This is a genomic window from Frankia sp. CcI49, assembly GCF_001983215.1.
Classification (GTDB): Bacteria; Actinomycetota; Actinomycetes; order Frankiales; family Frankiaceae; genus Parafrankia; species Parafrankia irregularis.
The window spans coordinates 1-22944 of sequence record NZ_MOWP01000009.1 but is presented as its reverse complement, the minus strand read 5'-3'; the positions used below and the strand labels follow the sequence as shown (position 1 = coordinate 22944).

The window sequence follows — 22944 nt, the reverse complement described above, 5'->3', positions numbered from 1 at the left end:
TCCGCCACGCTACGAACCGAGACCAGCATACGGCGCTCCGCGCAGGTCGCGACCCGAACGACCCCCAGATGCCGGCGAGATCCCACGGAGGTCACAGCCCAGGACGATCCCATGCGATCATGTTCGCCCCGCCGGCAGCGACCTTGGGCGGCTTGAGCCGGCCCATCGGGTTGTCGACCTTGTCTTCGTCCGCATGCCAATTGAAAACTACTGCAGGGCCCGGTACTGGTTGTTGGCGTAGCTGTCCGAGTACTGATCAAGGAGGTAGACCAGCCACGCGCGGACGTTGTCCGCGGTGACGTCCGTCCAGTCGTCGTTGCTTGGTGTGCGCGAGCAGGTGCGCGGCGGCGAACCATTGCGCTGCTTCGACGTACGTGCGGATCATCTTGGGGGACTTGCCTTCGGCGCTCAGGTGGAGCCGGAAGGAGTTGATCACGGGCTGGAACGGGCCAGCGATCAAGGTCTTGGGTTGCCGGGGCCGGGAAGCCGTCATCGAAAGTTTTCCTCTGTTCCAGCGCTGTGCGACGGACGGTTTAACCGGCCTGTCGACGTTTGCGCTGGTCAGACGGGGAGAGTGGACAGAACCGGGCACAACCCGAACCTCCACCCCACCATCCCCGGCCCCACGATCACCGTCCCCGATCGCACAAGCAGGCCGCCTACCAGTGGAAACACACGGCGACGCAGGCATACGGCGCCGCCCAGAATCCCGGCCGCCGCCGGCGGCTGACCCCAGGGTTGGGGCTGCGGTCCGCAGCCCCAACCCTGCCGAGTCCGGGAATCTAGACGCGTCCGACTCCCGTGCCGCCCCGCCCCAGCCGGCGACGGAGGCGGTAACCGCCGGTCTGACAGCGTCGTCGGCGTGCTCGGCGACGCCCGGCCGTCTCCCCGCTCATCGGCGAACTCGCCTTTCCGGCAGTGGGCTGTTCAGGCGTGTTTCACGAGCACGGCCCGGGTGTAGAGCAGGTCGAATCCCTGGCGCTGCGCGTTCTGCTGGGATGTGGAGCCGGGCTGGGTGGTGACGACCGCGATGTCGCAGCCGGCGGTGACCGCGTCGGCGAGCCGGGCGGCCAGCAGCGCCGACTGCACACCGCGGCGCCGGTGCGCGGGCGCCGTCGCCGCGCCGGTGAGCTGCGCGACGCCGTCAGCCGTACGCATGCTGGCACCACCGGCGACAGATCCGTCGCACAAAGCGAGGTAGCGTCGGACACCGGATGCCGCCATGTCGCGCACGGCGTCCGCGAGCACCTCGCGCGGGAAGTCCTCGTGCGAGGGCACCCCCTGCGTGTCGGGGTGGGCGAAGCCGTCGAAGACGACGTCGAGCCACAGCTCGAACTCGTCGTCGCCGCTCGGCCGGACCTCGACGCCTGGTGGCCTCGTCTGGTCCGGGCAGCCTTCCAGGACACGGCCGAGCACGTTCTCGAATGACATCAGCCGGTAACCGCGACCGGTCAGCAGCTCGCCGACCGCCGGGTCGGCGAGATGGGCCAGTTCGACCTGGACCGGGGAGCCACAGGCCGCGAACGCCCGCTCGACCTCGTCGAGGTCGGCTGCCTCGGGCGCTCCGGCGAAGCCGAGTCCGACAATCTTGTTCAGCGGTGAGCCCTCGTCGGCGAAGCTCGCCACGCCGCCGGCAAGGGGCGTGGCGAACCCGGTGGCACCCGGTCGACGGCGGCGGGCTGCCTCGCTGCTTTCAGTGATGAGTTGGGCTTCGGCCCGCTCGATGCGCTCGGCGAGGGCGACGGCGCAGAACAGCGGCTGCCCGTCAGGACGGTGTGGCATGGGGACTCCCAGAGCTGAGGCCTGCGGTTCGCCGGCGGTTGGAGAAGCGAGCACGACCGGGTACGCCAGCGGCGGCATGACGCCCAGGCCGCAGGGAAACATGATCACGGCTCCTTTTCGTGACGTCCACGCGAACCGGAGTGGACCTCGACCATGGCCGGGGGTTCACCGGTGGTGCGACCGGTCAGGTCGTCGAGCGGATGTTGCCGGGCATACGCCGAGCCCCTGAGCAGGAGCATTGCCAGACCGACGAGGATGGCTGTGCCTCCTGCCCACTGCAGCGCCGTCGGGCGCTCTCCGAGGAAGGCGACGGACGTGGCCGTGCCGACCACCGGTGTCAGATTCAGCAGCTGACCGGCACGGGCGGCGGGCACCCGGCCGATGCCCCGGTTGAACGCGACCCCGGCCACTACGCCGCAGAGCGCGACGGCGGCACACGCGACCCAGGCTGTGATGCCGGCAGTACCCAGCCGGCTGCCTCCCTCGGTCCAGGCGACGGCGGCAAACGGTGCCGTGCTCAACGTTCCGCCGGTCGTCTGCCAGGCGCTGGCGTTGACGCCGTCACCGACATCGCCGTAACGGCGGGTGGCGACGAGGAACACCGCCGCCGCGACGACCGCGCCGAGGACGAGGAGATTGCCGGCCGTCATGTTCCCGCCCGGTCGGTCGACGCCAGGCTCCAACGCCACGAGCGCGCCGCCCGCGAGGCCGACGACGAGCGCGACTACCCCCCGGCCGGGCAGTCGTTCCCTCAGGACGGCGACAGCCAGCAGCACCGACAGCAGGGGTTCGGCCGCCAGAAGCAGGCTGCCGTTCGAGGCGCTGGTGCGGGCCAGCCCCAGGTCGCCCAGCAGAAACGCCAGGCCAGGCACCAGCGCGCCGAGCAGCAGGTGCCGCCCCGCTCCGCGCCGGTGCAGCCGCCCGGTCGCCGCCGCCGTCCCGAGCAGTACCGCGGCGGCACCGCCAAGTTCGACCGCCAGCAGGTCGGCCGGGCGCACGGCCTGCAGGGCGGCCACCGAGACGGTGGTGCCCACCCCGTCGACGGCGGCGGCGACGATGATCGACAACTCGCCGGCTCGGGCCTGGATGCCGGTCGTGGTGCCGCCGTGCGGTGCCACCGAAGCCTCCCGTCCTGACACCACCCCACCGGTGATGTAACCGCTGTAACGGTCACACTGGTTATCCAGATGGTCAACCGATTAATCTCGTACGGTGGTTAGGTGATGCAGGAGCCGGGGTGGCCAGGCCTTTCAGACGAAGAGCTCCTGGTAGCGGTGGCCAACACCGGGCACGGCGAGCACGACGAACTCGCCGATCCGCCCGCGATGCGGGCCTGGTGGGCAGCCCTGGACGCGCCAGCCGACCTGGGATCCGTGCGGCCCGACACCCCTGAGGACCTGACGACGCTTCGCGCTCTGCGCGCCGTGGTCCGCGGCCTCGCCCTGCGTAACAATGGCGTCGACATCCGGGTCGACCCTGCCGGGCTCGACCGGCTCACCCTGCGTCCGGATCTGCGAGGTAGCCCGTCCCTGCTTGCGGTCGGCCCCGACGGGCTYGTTCGCGACGTCTGCGCGGCCACCGTCACGGCCCTTCTGCGTGCCACGGCGCGACCCGGCTGGCCCCGGCTCAAGGCCTGCCGGGGGGCGGACTGCCGATGGGTCTTCGTTGACGGTTCCCGCAACACCTCGCGGCGCTGGTGCGACATGGCCGCGTGCGGGAACCGCGCCAAGAGCGCGTCGTTCCGCGTCCGCCACCGCGCCTCCGAAGCGGCTGGCTGAACCTCCCGGCCAGGTCGAGCCGGGCGGTCCCCGTGGCGTTTGCGCCCTCTTCCGAGGGCGGCGCCCAGGTCAACCAGCCAGCATCTCCTCCAGCCGGACCGGGTCGGCCAGGTACACCGAACCGGCGCCGGCCGAGGCGTCGTCGGGCCACACGACGCTGTCACCGTCGGCAACGCCGTCGAGGATGCGCGCGGCGACAACCTCGGGCGCGGCCCTGTCGGCATCGACCCCGGCGAGCATGTCAGTGYCGATGCCACCGGGGTACGCCCCCACAACCGTGATGCCCGTACCGCGCAGCTCGGCCCGCAGGGCCTGGGTCATGGAGTGCACGGCGGCCTTGGAGGCGCTGTAGCCGGCCATCGGGCCAACCGGTGCCAGCGCCGATCAGGTGAGCAGTTTGACAATCGCCCCACCGCCGTTGGCCTTCAACGCCGGCACGAACGCTCGGGTGATCCGCAGTGTGCCCAGATAGTTGGTGCGCAGGTCATGCTTCCCTGAGGACTAACCCATGAACAACCTGAAGCCCGCAACGATCCACCAGATTCACCGAACCTCGCGGACCGCTCTGAACGAGGCCGAGCGGCGTCGCTGGATCGTGAAGAACCCTCCGGCCATCGCCAAGCCGCGAGCCGTTCGCCTTCGACGCGACCGACTAAGGCGAATGGCGCAGCCTGCACCGAGGCCGGCGTGCGCCGAGCACGGCTACCCGGTAGCAGCCCGTGCACAGCGAGGTCCGGACCGGCATCGCCGATCTGGTCGGTGATCTGCTCCGGCACACGCCAAGCCCGGACGACGAGGGACACGACGGCACGGCCGGCACTTGGCCCTGACCGTAGCAAGGTAGCAAAGAGCAACTGAGCCCAGATTTGAGACCAACGAGGCCACTGGCGCTGCCGGCGGCCTCCGCCCGCACATTAAAGAAGAAAAGCCGCTCGCGCGAAGCGCAGCGGCCGGGGGGTTCGGGGGGCGAAGCCCCCTGAGGCGGGGGTTCCAGGGGGTAGCCCCCCTGGGCCAGCATGGCGCGAGAGCCCGGGAAGGTGGTCAAAGACCGCCGAACAGAGGAAGGTCGATCGCGTGGACAGGACCGGGCACAACCCGAACCGCCACCCCACCATCCCCGGCCCCGTGATCAATATCCCCGACCACACGAACAGGACGTCTACCAGCGGAGACGCACGGTGATGCCGTCGTACGTCCACAACCGACACACCGATCGCCGCTGCCGCTGCCGCTGCCGCTGCCGCTGCCGCTGCCGCTGCCGCTGCCGCTGCCGGGTGACCGTACGGGGCCCGGTGCCGGGCGCGGCCCACGGCCCGACGTCCCGGGTCCACGGCGCGCCCATGTCTGGGTCGACTACCGATGCTCTTGGTTCTCAAGGTGCCGACCCGTGCCGTCACGGATGTCATGGACTGGTCGCAGGCAAGCATGGCCACCCGCTATCAGGACGTGCCTGCGGAAGTCCTGACCAGGATCGCCGATCTAGTCGGCGGCCTGCTCTGGCAGACGCCGAGCCCGGACGACGAGGGGGACGACTGCGCGGCCAGCGTTCTGGCCCCAACGGGGTAGCCGGGGGGCAAATGAGACCAAGGAGCCACCGGCGGCGCCGGTGGCTCCTGCCTTGCCTGTATATGACGGTGGGCAGGGGCGGGTCGAACCACCGACCTTTGCTTTTCAAATGGCCGCTGGTTCCGCCACTGTCCACGGTCGTCCCTGGGTCTGTGTCTCCCGGCCCGGTCGTCCATGCCCGTTCACCAGCGTCCACGCCCGTTGCCGTCAGATCCCCAAGCCGGGGAGCCGTCTTTGAAGGAGAGATCGCTCGCTCGATAAACCTGGCCCACGACAGCACTCAGAACTTGCACTCGACCCTCGAGGAGTTCAGCCATCGCCTACCTCGACGCCTCCTCGTAGTCCCCACTCATCAAGGCCGGAGTAGATCAATGCGATACGACCCTTGGGAAACTCGAGTGACATGGCCTCCCCTGTATAGAGCGCCACCAGCGAGTCGGTCCCCCTCCACCAGGTGTCTGCCAGGCCCATCACCTCGGGCACCGGCTCGTAGCCGTCCAGCTCGATGCCATTGACGTCATCGCCGACGAGCCTGGTGACCTGTTTTGCGCACATGGATACGTGATGCGCAAGTGCGAGCGATTCCACCCAGCCCTGGACGGTCGTGTGGAGAGGCGCCCATCTGTCTGCTTGAATGCCAAACTCACCAGACGGACTAATCATGAACGAGTATGGGACTGCGGTCCGCTGCATCCCGGCTTCAAACCACCAACCTGCGGAATCTGATTCGGGCGAGTCCGGATCGAGGTATTTGGGGCCACCGTCGTACTGCAATGCGGGTGGCAAAACCAGACCGCCCCATCGCTTCTGGTAGGCAGCCATTCGGTCGATCACTACTGCGGGAATGTCTCGCTCAAGCCACCACTGCCTGTTCCTCTCAACGGGCCGAACGTCGATCCTGACACCATGCGCGGCTACAAACGTTCGAGCTCGCCRGGTCAGGCCATCGGGTATGTCGTTGATGAGGTGGACATCCACCAAGGAGACGCTACCCAGTAGCCGTTGAGCGAGCTTGCCGGGGCCAGTCCGCACCCTCGGCGGCGCTCGTGGCCCGATCGATAGCCCCCTGTTCCGAACAGCTGGACATCCAGCACGTGCCCACCGAGGTTCGGACCGGCAGCGCGGACCTAGCCTAGTCGGCGGACTGCTCTCGCCGACGCCGAACAAGGCCTGCGAGGAGGACGACCCGCCAGCAACCGCGCTGCCGCCGACCGGGTGGAGGGGTGTCTGAGACCAAGACTGAGACCACGAATCCCGCCAAGATCCTTGGGGGGATTCAGTATGCCTGGTGGTGACGGTGGACAGGACCGAGGACAACCCGAACCGCCACCCCACCATCGTTGGGCCCGTGACCAGGATCCCCGAACGCACAAGCAGGCCTCCTACCAGCGAAAACGCAGGGCGACGCTGCCGTACGTCCGCCACCGACACATCAGCCGCAGCTGCCGGATGACCTGCACGGCCCGGGTGCCCGGCGCAGCTCTCAATCGGGTAGTGGCCAGGCCACTACCCGCTTGACCCGTCTTTGCCAAGTAATCACAACCGTCAGCGCGCGTTTAGAGCGCTGCATCCACTCTACGCAGCGACGCCATCCCACCCTCTCTGGTCATCTAAAACTGGATCAGAGGTCAGGCCAGAGAATACACCAATCAGAGAATCCCGACTACATCAAGAACTTCAGGAGCGGATCTTTCTGGCTTAGAAAGTCCACCGGAGCGTGGTCGACACTTACGACCTTGTCGATCGCCTCCATTACGAGCTCACGGGTCGTACCGACGTCTTTCGTGGTCTTCTTCAACCACTCGAAGCCGGCATAGGCATACCGGTCGAGCAGCGCAAGCGACTCGCCCTTGTCCGTGTCTGCGATCCGTTCAAGCTGTACCCGCAGCCCGTTCTCAGCGACGTCGTGGTCGTCGAGCCCCTGGAGCAAGATGACCGTAAAGACCAGCTCACGGGCGCCGTCTGCGTCAAGGAAGGTCGTGTCGTGGATGTCGGTGGAGCCCCTCTTCGACGTCGGCATAGCGCTCTCGGAGGTCGGCTGGTTAAGCGCCACTCCAAGCGACGCCGCGAACACGTAGGCGTCTCGGTATGAGTTGAAAGGGCCCGTCTCCGTCCTGCCCTCATGAGAGGCGACCCTGTGAGTGGAAACCAAGCCGTTAAGGATGCCCTGGTGTTCAGGGTAGATATGGACATTCGCCATCGCTATTCTTAACCCACCCTGACAATTCGGGTGCGGGTCATGACGGAATCGTCGCGTCGGCTATAGACCCAGTCTTTCCCGCCCCAGCGGACGACGCGGTCGCTCTGCTCGCTCGAAGTTAGCTCGAGAATATAGACGCTGCCGACATGGCCTGTAATGGTCTCCCAGGTTGCGACCGACTTCGCGGACACCGGGACTACAATCTGTGGCAGAAGATGCGGCAGCGCCTTGACCACTTCAAGTTCGTACTCTTCGTCGAGCGGGGTGACTGGCGAGTCGATGACCACAGGGAAGCCTTCCGCCGCGGAAGTCTGCACCTTGCCGACCTCCGTGAACTGCTTCTTCTGGCTTGCGATCCGCAGGTACACCGGAGCGAGCCGGGCGATGGCACCAAGGAAAGCGATCAGCAGCAGGACGTTCTCCGCCTGGGAGGGAGCCACCTCTTGGGAGGTGTTCCGCATGAAGATCGAGATTCGGAAGTCATCGCCGACTTTGAGCTCGTAAGGCTTCCTGACGAGCTCAACATACGTCTGATTGATCGCTTTCTCGAAGTCCGTGCGGCCATACTCGGTCAACCCATCGAGGGCTGATTCGAAGAAGATCCGTGCCTCGTCAAGCAGCTTGATCGCCGCTGCCCTATCAGTCGCAGCTCTCGAGCCCTTGGCTTTGCGATGCATGGCGTCAAGCTTGTCATTACGAGTCCGTTCATAGCCCTTGACAATACCCGGAAGCTCCTGAAGCCGCTCTTGGAGATCGCTGGCCTTGAGCCGCTTGATGCGAGCCTTTTTAAACGGGTCGTCTGACGGCTGCTCGGGACCTTCCTGCTTCTCGAAGCTGGCCTTTGCATTGTGCGCACGGCCGAGGTAACGGTCCGCGAGCTCAATACACTCATGCACAGTTGCGCGCAGGTGGACGAGGTCGGCATCGGGAGCAGGCATTCCTACATTCTCGAAACGAGCGGCAAACGCCGCCACATCGCCGCGAAGCCCGTCCAGATTCGTCCTGTTCTGACTAAGGTGATTTCTCAGCGAGGTCCGCGCTTCCAAGCCACGCATCGCCGTTCGGGAGTCGGCAACGCTGCGCTCCAGTTCCTGGACCCGACCCATAGCGTGATCGTTAAGTTTCTCGCCGCAGAGTAAGCAGCGTCCTTCGTCAAGAGTCCTTCGCAGGATATCTCCGTCGATCCTGGGCGGGATCAGGCCGCACTGCTCGGCGGCGTCGAGCCGCCCGACCGCGGCGGTCACTGCCTTCTCGACAAAGTGTGCGTAGGCGTGGCGCGCGAGTTTAACGTAGAGTTCGTTGGCTTTCTCCACGTCCTTCTGCGCCGCGTTGACGGCGTCGATCTTACGCTGGTGTTCCTCACCCCACTTTCTGATCTTCTCGCGGTCGTACTGCTCTGCCACTGCCTCCGCCCTCACCGCTGCGGCCAACGCCGCCTCAACCTGGGCCGGCAACTCGCCGAGTTCACGCTCCTTCTCTACGAGCCGTTTGTCGGCGTCTTCAAAGTCGACGGTTGCTTGGGCAAGCGCTGCGTCGGTGACCCGGCCCTTGCTGCGAAGGGCCCCAACCTTGGTGGCCGCTTTCAGATCGCTGACCGCATTGCCGTATACATCGCTGGCGAGCAAGGTCCTAATTGCTCTATCGATCTGGAGATCGCCACCCGGCTCCTTCGGATCGGACGAGCGGAGCACCTCTGCCGTGCCGAACGTCTCTGCCGGGAAGAAGAACAGATCTTTGAGCGCGTCGGGTAGGATCCGGTGTACCTCCTCCTCCGTTCCCGCTCTCCCGTCGACTGTTACGAACAGGCTGCTGGTCCCAGCATCCTGTTGGGTCTTGGTCGCGACTCGCCGAACGGTGAATCTGCGGCCGCCGTCGGTGAAGACAAGCGTGACTTCAGTGGTTTCGTCCTCCGCCAGAGCCAGGGCTTCGTGGCTGATCAGGTCATTTTCACGGAGGAATCCCTTGGTGAACTTCCCGTAGATCACCCAGGTGAAGGTGTTCAGTAGCGCAGTCTTGCCCGCACCGTTCGGGCCAAGGAGGAGCGTGACCGGGCGGTTCGGGTCGGTACTGAACTCGATCTCGTGGTCGCCGTAGAAGGACCTCCAGTTTCGGATGGTCATCCGTTCGAAGCGCATCAGGCGACGCTCCCGGATCCTATCGTGACGGACTTCAGCGCCTTGGTCGCGAACTCTTCGGGAAGCTTCGTGCGTGCGCCGAACCGGTGGTCCCATTCGAGTTTGAGCACGTCACGCATGAGCGCCTTGGCCGCGGGCGAGAGCTTGTTCGACAGCTCGGCCATCTTCTGCTCGAACTCAATCATCCGGTCCACACTTCCATCTCGTCGCTGCCCTCAAGGTTCATCCAGGTATAGCGGTCGGGATCAAGCCCGTACTCGTAGGCCCACTCGATCAGGTCATAACGCATCTCGGAGTTCCGCGCGGCGTCAGCGAGTTCGACGGCGCGACCCAGCTCGGCGCCGACGAGAGTCTTCTCGGACTCGCTTACACCCTCTGGGTCCGGAGGGGGCAGCACGACGAAGTCGTAGATCTCTGCATGTGTTTTGCCGCTCGCAAGGTCCTTACGGAGAAGACGGCCTCGGCGCTGGACAAACTGCCGCGGGTTTTGGGTGGAGGCCATCATGATGCCCACTCGCGCCGACGGGATGTCTACGCCCTCGTCTAGACATTTCATCGCGATCAATGCGGTAAGCTCGCCGTCGGCCAGTCTGCGTTGCAAGTCTATTCGTTCCGCGGCTTCAGTAGCGCCATAGTAGCGGGCCACCCGCATCCCGTACTCCTCGGTCAGGATCTCCTCCACGGCGGCGAGCTGGTTAAGCTCCGTCGAGGGATCCTTGCCTTCGGCGACGTACACGATCTGGCGTGAGGAGGTCGCTAGCCCGGCGGTCATCAACGCCCGCAGTCGGCTGAGCTTTCCGGACGCGTGCTGGGTAAGCCGGCTACGTCGGCGGATGAGGCCGTCGAGCCCCGCTTTGTCGGGCCGGGCGAAGGCGGCGGCGATTCTGCTAGAAAGTGCACGGTACTCGGTAAGCTCGTCGTCGGCGAAATCGATGCGCAGCGGGTAATAGTCATACTCAACGAGGGCGCCGTAGTCGTAGATCGCCTGTTTAATGCCGATGCTCACGACAGGAGGCCCGAAGTAGTCGAGCAACGCGGCTGTGCCCTCCTCGTCGCCGTGACGCTTCGGCGTGGCCGACAGACCCAGTCGAAAGGTGGCATGCTCCGGCAACGCCGCGAGTCGAGCCGGAGTCCCGAGCGAATGCATCTCGTCCCCGATGACGAGTAGGCTTCCCGGATGCTGCTGGAGCTGGCGCTGTAGGAAGTGGTCTACGTCCGTCGCACGCGGGGTCAGGCTGCCCGCCGTCGTGATAACCATCTCCGCGCGGCGGCCGACCGAGGACCGCGCGGCAGCGAGCACGGTGCGCAGATACGTTTCCTCTGCGGCGGTCATGTCGCCGTGAGCGAGCGCCGGGCGCCAGCCAAACCGCTCGGCGTCCCGCTTCCATTGGTGGACCAAGTCGACGAGCGGCACCACGACGAGGACGAGCAGCGGCCGGTTGGTCTCCTTGGCYAGGCCCGCGACTCGTGTGGCTGCGGTCAGCGCAGTGATGGTTTTACCAGTGCCAGTCGCCATGGCAAAGGTACCGCGGCCATGTCCTGTCAGCCAGGCGTTGACGGCATCCTTCTGGTAGTCGCGGAGCTGAAGGCCATCCGGAAACACGGGGAGTAGGCTCATGCGATTGACGGGGATGTCGTCGGGCGACTCTGCGGATCTGGGACGGTCGATGCGCACCGACGGCTCGCGCATGCCGACCGCACGACGCAACGGCTCCTCAATCCACTCGTTAGCCGACCAGAAACGGATACCGGCTACCGCGTCGCGCCACAGGTTGTCGAAGCGTCGCCGCTCGTCATCAGCATAGCCACGCTGGTCTTCGCTCAGCCAACTTCGGTGCAGCGGGAAGGATTCGGAGTGCTCCCGCATGGCCGCGGTCGTCTCGTTCGGGCTCCCAGTGAAGGTCATCCAATTGCCGTCGGAATCTGTGAAGACGCCGATCTTTTCGTGGAACAGCGAGTAGTGATCGGCGTGCTCCCGCAGCGCAATCCGTACGTCGAGCCGCCCATGTGCAATCATCCAGGTCAACAGGCTGAGCCGATCCCGCAGGATCGGCGAGGGCACGACCGCAGCGGCCGCGGCCATGAGGTCTTGCTGCAGCCGCTCCCGGAGTACCTCGCCCTTACCCATAGCGAGCAGGTCCGCATCGCTCAGGTTCGCGGGCGAGGTGATCAGGCTCATCCGCCCGCCACGCAGCACGAAGTCGTCTATCGAAGGCGCGATCTGGGCAAGAAGGCTCGACGAGAAGAACCCGACCGCCCGGTCGTAGCGTACCGACCTCGCAAACGACGGCTTGTAGAAGATCTCGAGCAGGTTGTCGGGCGGCGACTCGTAACGTCTCTTCCACTCTCGGCCCGAGAGGCCGGACACCGTCACGATCCCCCCAGCAGGTCAAGCAGCGGGTCATTATAGCCGCCGTCGGTGTTTTCTCCGCGGGCGGTCGGCTCCGCGACAGCTACCCGGGGGTCCTCCACGCAGGACGAGTCCGCTCTGGCGATCCGGACGCGCTCTCGACTCGGACAGATGACCACCTGATCGCCGGCTGTGTAGCCGCCCTCGGTGAGTACAGCCGTCACGCGACCCACGTCGACGGCGCCGCCGGCGTCGTGAGGTCGCCAGATGACACTCGCCTCATGGTCTGTGTCTTCGACTGGGACCCGCAGGTCGTCGTTGGGCCGGACGCCATTCGCGTATGCAACGTCGAATCGGATTTTCATCGAGTAGCCGCGGAAATGTCGCTCCTCAAGGCGAATGCGCTGGCCCCACAACCCGTCGATACGGAAGGTGTCGGCCCACCGGGTTGGCGATGACGGGACGAAAGAGTCGCCCTCCGCGCGCCGGACGACCCCGTCCGCGACGACGAAGACCGAGGTCGCCAGGTACGCCATGATCGAGCTCGCTTTGACGCCGAACTGGTGGGGAAGTTCGTCAAGGAGCGTGGCGACCGCGATCGACCCCTGGTTGGCATCAATCCTCCGACCGATCGCGGCGACAATGCCGTCATATGCCTCGTCGACCCACTCCCTCAGACCCCAGTGGGTCTTGTCAGCACGCACGACGCTGTCGATGTTCGACAGCGTGCCACCGATGTCCTGTTCCTCGGGATTAAGGCCCGCGAATTCAGCGATCTCCTCCTTTGTCGCCGGGCGTCCGAGCCGGCGCAGCGCCGCGAGGACGCGTGCGCGCAACGTTTCTCGCAGTGCCCAGTATCCGCTGAGCCGGGTGATCCCAAGAATCGAATGGAGATACTTGTCACGATCGTCGGTCGTGGCGAACAGCCCGTCGAGGTGAGATGGCGCGTCTTCGGGCAGCAGCCCGACCTCGTCCGCGCCGTCACGCACCCGTAGCCGAGCTTCGTCGAGGCGTGCCTTGAGAGATGGGTGGCTAGTCCAGCCCTGCTGGTGGTTCCAGGGCCCGGCGCTTCGCGCGGCGGCCATGGCTACCGCGGTCGGATGCGCCAATCCCGAGCCCATGGCCATGCACGCCAGCTCGAAACTTCTCGTAGGCCAGATCACGGCGCGCAGGGGTTCAAATGCCGGCGCGAGATCGTTCCAGCGAGATCGGAACGCCGCCACGTGGTCGTCAAGTTTAGTCTCGACTTGCCGGATCCGCTCCCGGCTGCAGCCCCAAACAACGCCGAGCTCGCCAAGAGTGGGCACCTCACCGAAGGCGAGAATCCGCCGCGTGAGGATGTCATGCTCGCGCGGGGACAGTCCGCCGATCCAGTCGTCGAACGGCTGCAGCAGCTCGACCAGACCTGTCGTCCGGACCAGGGCAGCGACCGAGACACCTACCGGCGAGGAGCCGAGGACGACCCCGAGATCCGAGGAACCCGTGCGGGCGACAGCCGCCATGACCACAGCCAGCGTCGCCGTGTCGACGGTCGCGCTGCCTGCCGCTATGGCCGCCAAGGCCGGTTGGCCGGCCGGAGCGGGTTCCCCGGCCGCCAGCAGCTGGGGCGGCACCGGCACCTCGCCGGCAGGATAGGGCGTCCGAGCCGTGGCCATGTCGGTCAGTCTGGCTGCGGCATCCTCCAACTCGGCCAGGGCAGTGCTGGGGAGGCAGTGGTCACGAAACACTTCAGCTAGCCGGCGCAATCGGTCGGTGGTGACCTCGCGGACGTCGGGGTGGCGCGCATTCAGCCAGGGGTTGAGCTGTTCCGCGACAGCCTCACGGAACTGCCGCGTCACCGCAACGTCGGGCCACGGGTGTACGGCCAGGGCAACCTCGCCAGCAACGCCGGCTAGTCCCGGCGACTGCTGCGCGATCACTGTCGCCAGCGCATCGCGAACTTGCGCCTGAGCGTTGTCCGGCCGCGGCTTGGGTTGTGCCTGCTCGGCGCTCTGCGACGGCTGCGGTTGCAGCGCCGTTTCGTTGACGGCGAGCGCCTTGGCCAGAGTCGCGCGTACCTCGTGCAGCGCTCCTCTGGAACGGCGCGCAGCGGCCCGGAGACCCTGCCCACCCTCGTACATCGATCCACTGAAGCGGACCACCCCAGACCGCCAGTTAGGGGTGCTGTTCGAGGCGCGCTCAGCGCCGTCAAGGTACTGGTGCACGTCATTCTCCCGCGAAGGGTCCCCCTGTGTCACCATCGAGCCGCGCACCTCCCCCACGGAACTGGTAATGAGGTTACGTCAGGGGTACGACGGCCTTGGGTCCGCATCAGCGCGGGCTCCCACCGCTACGAGCATGCACGCCAGCCACCTGATGGACGTCAGATACCCCGTTGATCGGGGACCGTCTCGCTCCTTGCCCGTCGGGCACGGTCGCCAGCGAGGGCACGCGGCTCTCCGAGCACAGCTCGTTGCCTTGATCCGCGCGCGTCAGTCGCAGTCTGGTCGGACGTCCGAGGAACCAGTCGCATATTGATCGCGAGAGGTGGAGGGCTCCACGCTTGGATGCATCCAGAGATCGATTAGGGCAATTAGTTATGACACCGTCGGCTGGGTTTCGGGGGCAGCCTTCAGCAGACGATGGCCCGCGAGGCGAAGGCCGGCGGCGGCGAGGATCTTGTTCCAGCCGTCTTCGGTGCCGATGAGGTGTGGCTGAGAGTAAAGGCCGGCGGCGACCTCGCGCCGGGTCAGGCGGGCGTAAAGGTCCCGGCGAAGGTGCGTGGAGGGGAGAAACTCCTCCTTGCGGTGAAGGATCGGACGGTTCGCCGAGGCTGTGTAGTCGCGGYGGTCGATCTTCATCTGGGCGAGGTTGACGAGCATCGACGCAGCAAGCTTGGGGTGGCCGTCGGTGTCGAAGCCGGGGTACTCGAGGAACGAGACAGCGGCGCGGTCGTGGTGAAGCTTGAGGATGTTGGACTGAGGTGGGCGGCCGGCGACCAGCTCGGCGCAAGCGATGTAGACGCGGAGTGCTGCGCTTAGGGACGGTTCACAGTCGGTGTGGACGTAGAGCGCGGTCGGGGTGACCTTGCCGAGCCGGCTGGCGTGAGTGGCCTTGCGGATGAACTCGGGACGGGAAAGGGCCGCGAGGAGCTGGTCGGCACGCTGGGTGGCATCGCGGTAGCTCCCGAAGTGGAAGCGGGCGTCGTAGCGCAGGGCCGGTGGCAGGTCACTGAACTGGGAGCGGCCGTGGAATGCATCCATGGCGAGGACGACCAGCAGATCGGTCTTGCGTCGTTTCTGCGCCAACGCGAGGTCGTCCGGCCYGAACAGCCCACCGGCAGCCTTGGCGCCACGGGTCATGGTGCCGAACTGCTGCTCCACTCGCCGAACCAGGTCAGGCGCCTCGTCATCCTTGGGCGGCCGGCCATGGTGACCGAGCCAGGCAGCCAGGTCAGTCAGAATGTCCGTGCCACCGGCCGGGTCGGGGGCTGCGGCATATCTATAGGCGAAGTAGCGCGCGCGGGCTTCGTTGGTGCGGAAGAGGTAGAGCTGGCCTGGCCGAGTGGTCACGGCGCGAACAGGGACGATCTGCTGTGCCCAGGTCGCGAACGTTTCCGGATGGGAGAGGATCTGGAACGTGCCTCGCGAGGTGAGCAGACCATCGCGATGCGCGGTTCCCTGGAGTTTACGAGCGTCATGATGCGTACGCACCGCGACGACCAGACAGACCCTCGCCAGATCCCAGGCAGCGGCCAAGGTGCGGGCACGTTCGGCGGGGTCGTCGATGACGTTGAGGACGTAGCTGAGTAAGACGACGTCGGCAGGCGACGGCGGTGGGTCTGGCTGGTGATGAGGGTCCCAGCCGCGGACGTCTAATTGCTCTGCCGCCAGCCGGCGGACGTCGCCACCCCGGCCGCAACCGTAGTCGAGAACTGACCGGCCATCGAAGATCCTGTCTGCGAGCGCGGTGCGGGCCGGTACCGACAGGCCGGCGCGCACCATCGCGGTGCGTTCACGGTGGATCGTCGGCGTGGCGGCTGCTGACGTCATGGCCTGTAGAGAGTGTCTTCCTAGAACAGGCCGCGTACTCGGGCTGCGGCCTCCGCCCAGTCTACGGCGGGTGAGAAATGCGACCAGGAGATGCGGAGCGCTCCGCGGACCTGTTCGTCGCTCAGGCCCATCGCAAGCAGGACGTGGCTGGGTTCGTAACTGGCTGAGGTGCAGGCCGAGCCGTTGGAGATGGCCACGAGGTCGCGCCAGGCGACCATGACAGCCTCAGCGTCCGCGCCGGGGATGCTGAGGTTCAGCACATGGGGCAGGACGGCGCTCTGGTCGCCGTTGATGAACGGGTCGAGCGAGGAAAGACCCTCGAGGACCTGGGTGCGCAGCCGCAGGCATTCCTTGCGGCGGGTGTCGTGCTCGGCGACGGCTAGCTCGGCGCCCAGGCCGAACCCGGCGATCAGCGGGACGGGCGCCGTCCCCGGTCGCAGGCCACGTTCCTGGCCGCCGCCGACGAGGAGCGGTGTAAGAGGTGGCCGCTTGTAGTTGCGTCGCCGGGCGATGAGGGCGCCGACGCCCTTAGGAGCGAAGACCTTGTGGGCGCTAACGCTGATCAGGTCGACCCGGGGGTTACGCAATGGCTCCAGTACCTTGCCGAATGTCTGGGCCGCGTCTACGTGGAAGAGGACAGGATTGCCGGCCAGCGCTGCAGCGACCTCGTCAATCGGCTGCAATACACCCGTCTCGTTGTTGCCGTGCATGACGGAGACCAGCAGGGTATCCGGACGCAGCCGCCTCGTGACCTCCGCCGGGTCGACCCTGCCGCTGCTGTCGATCGGGACGAGATCGATCTCAAAGCCCTGCTCTCGCAGCCTGCCGAGGGGTTCCAAGACCGCCCTATGCTCGATCGGGGAGCTGATGATGTGCCGACGACCGGAGCGCTCCCCCTCGGGTGCCAGGCCGAGGATCGCCATGTTGTCGGCCTCGGTCGCACCGGAGGTGAAGATGACCTCGTTCGGATCAGCGGCGACGACGTCCGCGACCTGGCGACGCGCCCGGCCGACGGCAGCCAGCGCATCCTGCCCGTAGGTGTGGGTACGACTACCCGAATTCCCGAACTCTTCGGTCATGAGCCGCAGGACCTCCGCCGCCACCCGCTCGTCGACCACAGTCGTAGCGCACGTGTCGTAGTAGGCGATCATCGCTTCCTCCCGCCAACCCAAGGTCCAGCCCCATCCGCTAGCCCGAGGTCAAGCTGCACGAGCTACTTGTGTAGCTTGACCCAAGTGCGCGCGATGGCAACGACCACCCCCATCGCGTCGCGCGATCTGGCAACTGCATCCGCCGTCCAGGCCCCCCCAGCGCCCGCTCGGGTCGCAGCAGCAGCCTGTCTCGCTCGACGGGCTGCGGCCTCCGCGCGCGCCGTCGAGACGGAAACCGGCCGGCGACAGCACACAGCGGGGCCACGCCCGTTCAGAGCCACTCGATCTACCCCGCGACTCGAAGCAGCCGGTGGACGCCAGAACAACAGCCTGCTCCGATCGACCCAGCGACGAATTAACAGTGAACGTGTTCCTTGCTCCGTGACACCCTGCAGACACACGGAGCCACCTTGCCGTTGGATTTTGCCTCTGTCTTCGTGCGTGCTCCCGGCAGCGTCGATCTCGACCTATGTTAACGCGCCACCCTGGGCCGATAAGCTCGGCGCGAGAGTTCCGCAGGCCAGACGCGAGGGCGGCAGCTACGTAGTGCTGTGGGGAAGCCGAATACAATGTTTCAGCGAACACTTGTCGATCGTTTCTAGAATACTCGCAGAGAAGGCGAGCCACGTCGGCGCCGGGTTGCCAATTGATGACGGCACACGGTAAGCTGTAATTGGAAACAGGACGACTATAGAGAAGGGGACGGCATGGCAACGCGCAGCACTGAGGCTCAAGCGGCTTCGGAAGAATCGCGGCGCACGACCACCGTCACGATTTCGCGGCGATCCGCATTCGCAGACGATGGCATGCGTGTCGTCGTCGATGGTCTGCTCGACGAGATCGCGCGCCTTTACGGCGAGGACGATATTCCCTGGGTCGTCGGGTACTCCGGAGGCAAGGACAGCACGGCCGTCCTACAGCTTGTCTGGCTGGCACTCGCGAAGATGCCCGCCGAGCGCCGCACGAAGACGGTCCACGTCATCACAACTGACACACTCGTCGAGAACCCGATCGTCGCCGCCTGGGTCGAGCGGAGCCTCGAGGTGCTCCGGAGCGCAGCCAAGGTCGCTGGTCTCCCGATCGAGCCCCACCGGCTCACGCCCGYGGTCCAGGACACCTTCTGGGTGAACCTCATCGGCCGCGGCTACCCCGCACCCCGGCCGAAATTCCGCTGGTGCACCGAACGGCTGAAGATCAGGCCCAGCAACCAGTTCATCCGCGGGGTCGTCCGCCGACACGGCGAGGCCATTCTTGTGTTGGGTACCCGCAAAGCCGAATCGATAACCCGTGCCCGTGTGATGGCTGCTCTGGAGCAGGGCCGCGTGCGCGACCGCTTGTCACCCAACGCGAAACTACCCAACTCCCTCGTCTATACGCCAGTCGAGGATTGGACCAGCGACGACATCTGGACCTTCCTCATGCAGGTCGACAATCCCTGGGGTTACTCGAACCGGGAACTCCTCACCCTCTACCAGGGTGCCTCGGCCGACGGCGAGTGCCCGCTGGTCGTCGACAGCAGCACTCCTTCCTGCGGTGACAGTCGCTTCGGCTGCTGGACCTGCACGCTTGTCGAGAAGGACAAGTCGATGACGGCGATGATCGTCAACGACGATGAGAAGGAGTGGATGCTTCCGCTCTTGAGACTCCGCGACGAACTCGATGCCTCCGACGACTGGAAGCTCCGCGATTTTCGACGCATGGACGGCCGCGTCACTCTATTCAGCGTGAACACCAAGAACGTTGGCGACCTGGAACGACCCCAAACCATCCACGGTCCTTACACGCAGAATGCCCGCGAGGACTGGCTTCGGAAGCTCCTGAAGGCCCAGGCCCATGTACGCGAGCATGGCCCCGAGCCTGTGCGCACCATCAATCTGATCACGCTGGCCGAGCTGGAGGAGATCCGCCGGCTCTGGGTCATCGACAAACACGAATTCGAGGACCGACTTCCCGAAATCTACACGGAAGCCACGAATGAGCCGTATCCGGGCCAAGACCTCGGCGAACGCCTTCCGCTAGGCAAGGTCGAACTTAGCATCCTCGAGGAGATTTGCGGCGACGACCGCCTCCACTTCGAGACGGTCCGCGAACTCCTCGACGTCGAGCGCCGTTACCGCCACATGGTCCGCCGCACCGGCGTCTATGGAGCGCTAGAGAAGGCGCTCGAGCGGGGGTTTTACACCGACGTAGACGACGCGGTGGCTTGGGCACAGCATCGCCGCGAGGTCGGTAATCGTGCGGACCAACTGCCTATCGACGACGAGGACCAGTCGTGATCTTCGATGAAATTGTTCTCCAGGATTTCGGCGCCTTCGCGGGCCGGCAGGTTGTGCCCCTTGCCCCCAGAGAACACCGTCCGGTCGTTGTCATCGGTGCTCTCAACGGCAGCGGGAAGACGACCCTTCTTGAAGCCGTGCAACTCGCGCTCTATGGCCCGCTGGCCTCACCCACCAGCCGCCGCGGGCTCAGTTACGAGACCTACCTCGCCCGGTCCATCCACCACAACGCGGATCCAGGCGGCAATGCTGCAGTGGAACTTGCGTTGCGCGGATACGTCGACCGAGTCGAACGGACATACCGTATCCGTCGAAGCTGGCGTCAGACTGGCGGGCGAATCCGCGACTACCTTCAAGTCACCGTTGACGACCGCGTCGACCTTGGCCTCGCGGAGGCATGGACCGAGCACGTGGAAACGCTGGTTCCTCGTGGCATCGCGGGTCTGTTTTTCTTCGATGGTGAGCAGATCGAAGCCTTCGCGGATCTGGAAGCCAGCCGGGAACTACTCCGGACCGCGATTGGTGGACTCCTGGGCTTGGACCTGGTTGACCGGCTCGTCGGCGACCTGGACCTCATCGAGCGTCGACGCCGCGCAGATGCCGCGACAGGCGACGCCGCGGAGCAGCTCAAGGGCGTGGATCTACACCTCAAAGTGCTCGCCCGGGAAATCGACGAAGCAAAGAGCGCGAGCGAACAGGCACACACCGAACTGGACCATGCTAGGAAGCGCCTGGCTGAAGCCGAGGAACAGCGGGTACAGGAAGGCGGACGGGCCTACGCCGACCGCGCCAAACTCGAAGGCCGCGTGCAGGAGACCCGAGACGCCGTCACAGGTGCCCGGGTGCGACTTCTGGACGCCGCTGCGGGCTCAGCACCGCTTCTGTTGGTCGCCGAGCAGCTACGCAAGCTCGCTGAGCAAGCCCACCAGGAACAGGACCAGGAAAATGGCAAGCTGATCGCCAGTGTTCTGGCTGGACGAGACAACGGGCTCCTAGACCTGCTGCGCGAACTGGCGTCCGTCGGTGACATCGCGCAGCCAGCCATTGACACCGTAGCCGAATGGATGAGCGCGGATCGTGATCGGCGAGCCGCCACCGAGTCCGAACCATGGCTCGGGATGTCATCAGAGACTCTCGTCAAGCTGGACCAGTATCTCGGCCGAGGTCTGCAGGCGACCCGGACGGACCTCAAAAAACTGATTGAGTCGTTCGAGGAAGCGACCTTGCAGGCAGGCGATGCCGAGCGCACCCGCGACACGGTTCCACACCACGCTGTCATCGAGGATCTCAACGCCCGACTCACCGAGACCGTTTCCGTGAAGGAACGGGCTGAAGCCACCGCCAAGGAAGCAAATGCCGTGGTAGAGGCGAAGGTACGCGACCAGGAACGGGCCATGATCCGACGCAAGGACCTGCTCCAAGCCCAGGTCATGGAGGGCGACTCTCTCCGTTTCGTCGAACACTCGGTCCGCGCACGCGCCACGCTCATGAAGCTCAGGGTTGCAGCAACCAAGCGTCACGCCGATCGCATCCAGGCCGAGGTTCTCGAAGCCTGCCAGACCCTCCTCCACAAGACCGACCTCGTTGCCGATGTACGCATCGACCCGGCAACCTACGAACTCACGCTGATCGCGCCAGACGGCCGGAACATTCAGACGGGTAGCCTGTCAGCAGGCGAACGCCAGCTCTTCGCGGTCGCGCTTCTCTGGGGCCTCGCCAGAGCCGCGAGCCGACCTCTTCCCGTGGTCATCGACACACCCCTGGGCCGACTCGATGGCCTACACCGAGCCCGCTTTGCCGAACAGTACCTACCGAATGCCGCGCACCAGGTCATTGTGCTTGCGACTGACACCGAGGTCGGCGAGGAGACCCTTGAGCGGATTGAGGCGTCGATCAGCCACACGCTGCACCTAGCGCAGACCCCGGAAGGAACCGTCGTGCGCGAAGGTCYACTGCCTCTACCGGCAAGCAGTCCGGCGATGAAGAAGAACAAGTCGGCGGCGACTCAGAGCGCACAGTCCGAATCGGAAGCGATCTACGCATGACCCAGCTAGCGCGCCTCGAACCACCCGACGCGGTCCGCTTCGGCGCAGACATCCGAGACGCGATCATGACGCTTGTCCGCCGCACCGGCGTCCGTCACCGCAACGTCCTACTTCGCTGGGCGCTATGCCGCTCCCTGGCGGAACCTTCTCGGCCGCCATCACTGCCCGAATGGACCGAGAAGCCAGTCGACATCGCCTGGCGCCTCGTCTCCGGCCAACTCGGCGAACTGCCCTGGCTCCTCCTCGTCGCACGCCTCCGCGAGGACAACCTCCCCTGGGACCAGCAGACCGCGACCGACGAACTCCACCGCCACATAGCCCGCGGCCTTCTCTACCTGGCCGGCGACCGCGAGATCAAGGACTCCACCAGTCTCGCGAAACTGGCCCTCGGGGAGGCTGCCGACGACGCTCTCTAGCACTGACCACGAACGTTCCCGGGCTGTGAGGACACGCCGGGTGGGCTGCTAGGGATCGGGCGGTTTCGGATGCAGCGTCGGGATCGGTAGCTGATGCCGATCCGGGCGAGTGAACCCGATAGGACAGCGGGCGCGGAAGCTGACCGACGAGGAAACCAACAGCTCCAAGCGATCGTGCGCTGTGGGAGACACGGCTCGATCCGAGTCCGCAGAGCTCTGATCATGGGGTCGGCGAGCGGTGCGCCGGCGATCGCGCGCCTAGTCGAGGCAGACGAGGACACGGTGCGCTTCCGGCCTTGCAACCCGCGATGGAAGGCGCCATCGAGATCGCATGGCGCTGATTGCCATGCACCCGGGCGAGCTGTAGTGGCTCCTCGTGTTCTCGCACGGCTCCATCTCGAGGAGCATGGGCAGGACGTGACTCCCAGCGATGAGCTCGCCCGACACGTCGTGCGTGAGACCCCCAGCTAGGACCCCGAGCGGTCCGCGACGCGACCACCTCGCGCATCCCTCCTCGGGACCAACCAACCTTCACCGTGTTCTAACCTCGTAAGACCGTAACGACCACGGCCAGCACTTCGCTAGTGTGGTGTGGTCATAGTCAGACGCTGCCCATCTGGAGACGAGTGTGACTGTACGTACCTATCGCTACGCTGCGTACAGGACGCAACAGACGAAAAACAGTAAATCACTGCTCCTTTTTGACGCGCCAGCAACTCAGATAGAGCAGTGGGTAGGCATTCCCCAGCGACGCCGCGTCGATAGCGGCGACAGCGAATCTCCGGAGACCGTAGGATTCCAGCGCGAGTTTAACCAAGCGCGCCTCCGCGAGCTTACTCAGTTTTTTGATGACGACAGAAACGTAGTACAGAACCCACTACTCTGTGCATTGCAAGACGAGCATTCGGTTACCTTCAAGCCAATTGCAGAAGACTCCAGTTTTGGCGATCTGGAAATCAGAGAGGAGGTTCTTGACGGCCTTGGCCTCGCCGAGTTGATGGAGCGAGTCGTGCTTAAACTTGAAAATCGCATACCTGAGCTCCAAGGCAAATCCGCAGACAACGATTACGTAAACAATCTACTCAGGCAGCTTCCCGACCAGTCAATCGTTGGCGGATTTCTCGACTCGCTTGATGATAGCAACTCGGCCGATGAGGACGAGGAAGATATTCCCGGCTCCGACGACAATGGCGAATTGGGTTCGCTCTTGCTAG

The 22944-nt window shown here is 65.3% G+C and carries 17 protein-coding genes and 3 pseudogenes; 8 read left to right on the top strand and 12 right to left on the bottom strand.

Features of this window, described 5'->3' with window-relative positions:
- Nucleotides 1-256 precede the first annotated feature (256 nt).
- From CcI49_RS41460 to CcI49_RS08950, 3 genes are all read right to left on the bottom strand, one after another.
- Entirely contained in the window at nucleotides 257-493 is a 237-nt protein-coding gene (locus CcI49_RS41460; protein WP_131831041.1) for a hypothetical protein, read from the bottom strand.
- 434 nt (nucleotides 494-927) lie between these two features.
- Nucleotides 928-1782: a GNAT family N-acetyltransferase gene (locus tag CcI49_RS08955; protein WP_076825917.1), complete on the bottom strand. Its 855-nt coding sequence runs from the start codon at nucleotides 1780-1782 to the stop codon at nucleotides 928-930.
- Between the two features lie 104 nt (nucleotides 1783-1886).
- Nucleotides 1887-2900, bottom strand: a complete 1014-nt coding sequence (locus CcI49_RS08950) for a DMT family transporter (protein WP_076825640.1) — start codon at nucleotides 2898-2900, stop codon at nucleotides 1887-1889.
- A 156-nt stretch (nucleotides 2901-3056) separates the two neighbouring features.
- Here CcI49_RS08950 and CcI49_RS08945 point away from each other — a divergent pair, with 156 nt between their 5' ends.
- Nucleotides 3057-3560: a CGNR zinc finger domain-containing protein gene (locus tag CcI49_RS08945; protein ID WP_054570700.1), complete on the top strand. Its 504-nt coding sequence runs from the start codon at nucleotides 3057-3059 to the stop codon at nucleotides 3558-3560.
- A gap of 69 nt (nucleotides 3561-3629) precedes the next feature.
- Here the strand turns inward: CcI49_RS08945 and CcI49_RS08940 are convergent, their stop codons facing one another.
- The gene (locus CcI49_RS08940; protein WP_347280109.1) at nucleotides 3630-3938 is read right to left on the bottom strand and encodes an SDR family NAD(P)-dependent oxidoreductase; all 309 of its coding nucleotides are present in this window, start codon (nucleotides 3936-3938) and stop codon (nucleotides 3630-3632) included.
- A 142-nt stretch (nucleotides 3939-4080) separates the two neighbouring features.
- Here CcI49_RS08940 and CcI49_RS44370 point away from each other — a divergent pair.
- Both CcI49_RS44370 and CcI49_RS08925 read left to right on the top strand, forming a co-directional pair.
- Nucleotides 4081-4182: pseudogene (locus CcI49_RS44370) on the top strand (site-specific integrase); the annotation flags it as partial.
- 737 nt (nucleotides 4183-4919) lie between these two features.
- The gene (locus tag CcI49_RS08925; protein WP_076825630.1) at nucleotides 4920-5126 is read left to right on the top strand and encodes a hypothetical protein; all 207 of its coding nucleotides are present in this window, start codon (nucleotides 4920-4922) and stop codon (nucleotides 5124-5126) included.
- 309 nt (nucleotides 5127-5435) lie between these two features.
- Here the strand turns inward: CcI49_RS08925 and CcI49_RS08920 are convergent, their stop codons facing one another.
- From CcI49_RS08920 to CcI49_RS08885, 8 genes are all read right to left on the bottom strand, one after another.
- On the bottom strand, nucleotides 5436-5948 hold the full coding sequence (locus CcI49_RS08920) for a hypothetical protein (protein ID WP_198955478.1): 513 nt from the start codon (nucleotides 5946-5948) through the stop codon (nucleotides 5436-5438).
- A gap of 841 nt (nucleotides 5949-6789) precedes the next feature.
- Nucleotides 6790-7326, bottom strand: coding sequence for a hypothetical protein (locus CcI49_RS08915; protein ID WP_076825628.1), 537 nt, complete (start codon nucleotides 7324-7326; stop codon nucleotides 6790-6792).
- Between the two features lie 8 nt (nucleotides 7327-7334).
- A complete protein-coding gene (locus tag CcI49_RS08910; RefSeq protein ID WP_076825626.1) occupies nucleotides 7335-9461 on the bottom strand; it encodes an AAA family ATPase in 2127 nt (708 codons plus the stop codon).
- Nucleotides 9461-9646, bottom strand: a complete 186-nt coding sequence (locus CcI49_RS41985; protein ID WP_158230728.1) for a hypothetical protein — start codon at nucleotides 9644-9646, stop codon at nucleotides 9461-9463. Before CcI49_RS41985 ends, CcI49_RS08910 begins: the two co-directional genes overlap by 1 nt.
- Entirely contained in the window at nucleotides 9643-11829 is a 2187-nt protein-coding gene (locus tag CcI49_RS08900; protein WP_076825622.1) for a DEAD/DEAH box helicase family protein, read from the bottom strand. The genes CcI49_RS41985 and CcI49_RS08900 overlap by 4 nt, the downstream gene beginning before the upstream one ends.
- Before the next feature lie 2 nt (nucleotides 11830-11831).
- Nucleotides 11832-14015: a sigma factor-like helix-turn-helix DNA-binding protein gene (locus CcI49_RS08895; RefSeq protein WP_158230727.1), complete on the bottom strand. Its 2184-nt coding sequence runs from the start codon at nucleotides 14013-14015 to the stop codon at nucleotides 11832-11834.
- A 372-nt stretch (nucleotides 14016-14387) separates the two neighbouring features.
- Nucleotides 14388-15842, bottom strand: a complete 1455-nt coding sequence (locus tag CcI49_RS08890) for a DNA phosphorothioation-associated putative methyltransferase (protein ID WP_076825618.1) — start codon at nucleotides 15840-15842, stop codon at nucleotides 14388-14390.
- Nucleotides 15843-15862: 20 nt separating this feature from the next.
- The gene (locus CcI49_RS08885) at nucleotides 15863-16993 is read right to left on the bottom strand and encodes an aminotransferase class V-fold PLP-dependent enzyme (RefSeq protein ID WP_083749384.1); all 1131 of its coding nucleotides are present in this window, start codon (nucleotides 16991-16993) and stop codon (nucleotides 15863-15865) included.
- Between the two features lie 806 nt (nucleotides 16994-17799).
- Between CcI49_RS08885 and dndC the strand changes: the two genes are divergently transcribed.
- The 5 genes and pseudogenes from dndC to CcI49_RS41455 all read left to right on the top strand — a co-directional run.
- The gene (gene dndC / locus CcI49_RS08880; protein WP_076825614.1) at nucleotides 17800-19269 is read left to right on the top strand and encodes a DNA phosphorothioation system sulfurtransferase DndC; all 1470 of its coding nucleotides are present in this window, start codon (nucleotides 17800-17802) and stop codon (nucleotides 19267-19269) included.
- A complete protein-coding gene (gene dndD / locus CcI49_RS08875; RefSeq protein WP_076825612.1) occupies nucleotides 19266-21314 on the top strand; it encodes a DNA sulfur modification protein DndD in 2049 nt (682 codons plus the stop codon). The genes dndC and dndD overlap by 4 nt, the downstream gene beginning before the upstream one ends.
- Complete coding sequence (locus CcI49_RS08870) at nucleotides 21311-21730, top strand: DndE family protein (RefSeq protein ID WP_076825610.1); 420 nt, start codon at nucleotides 21311-21313, stop codon at nucleotides 21728-21730. The genes dndD and CcI49_RS08870 overlap by 4 nt, the downstream gene beginning before the upstream one ends.
- Nucleotides 21731-21839: 109 nt before the next feature.
- A pseudogene (locus CcI49_RS44365) lies at nucleotides 21840-22018 on the top strand (IS630 family transposase); the annotation flags it as partial.
- 340 nt (nucleotides 22019-22358) lie between these two features.
- A pseudogene (locus CcI49_RS41455) lies at nucleotides 22359-22944 on the top strand (hypothetical protein); the annotation flags it as partial.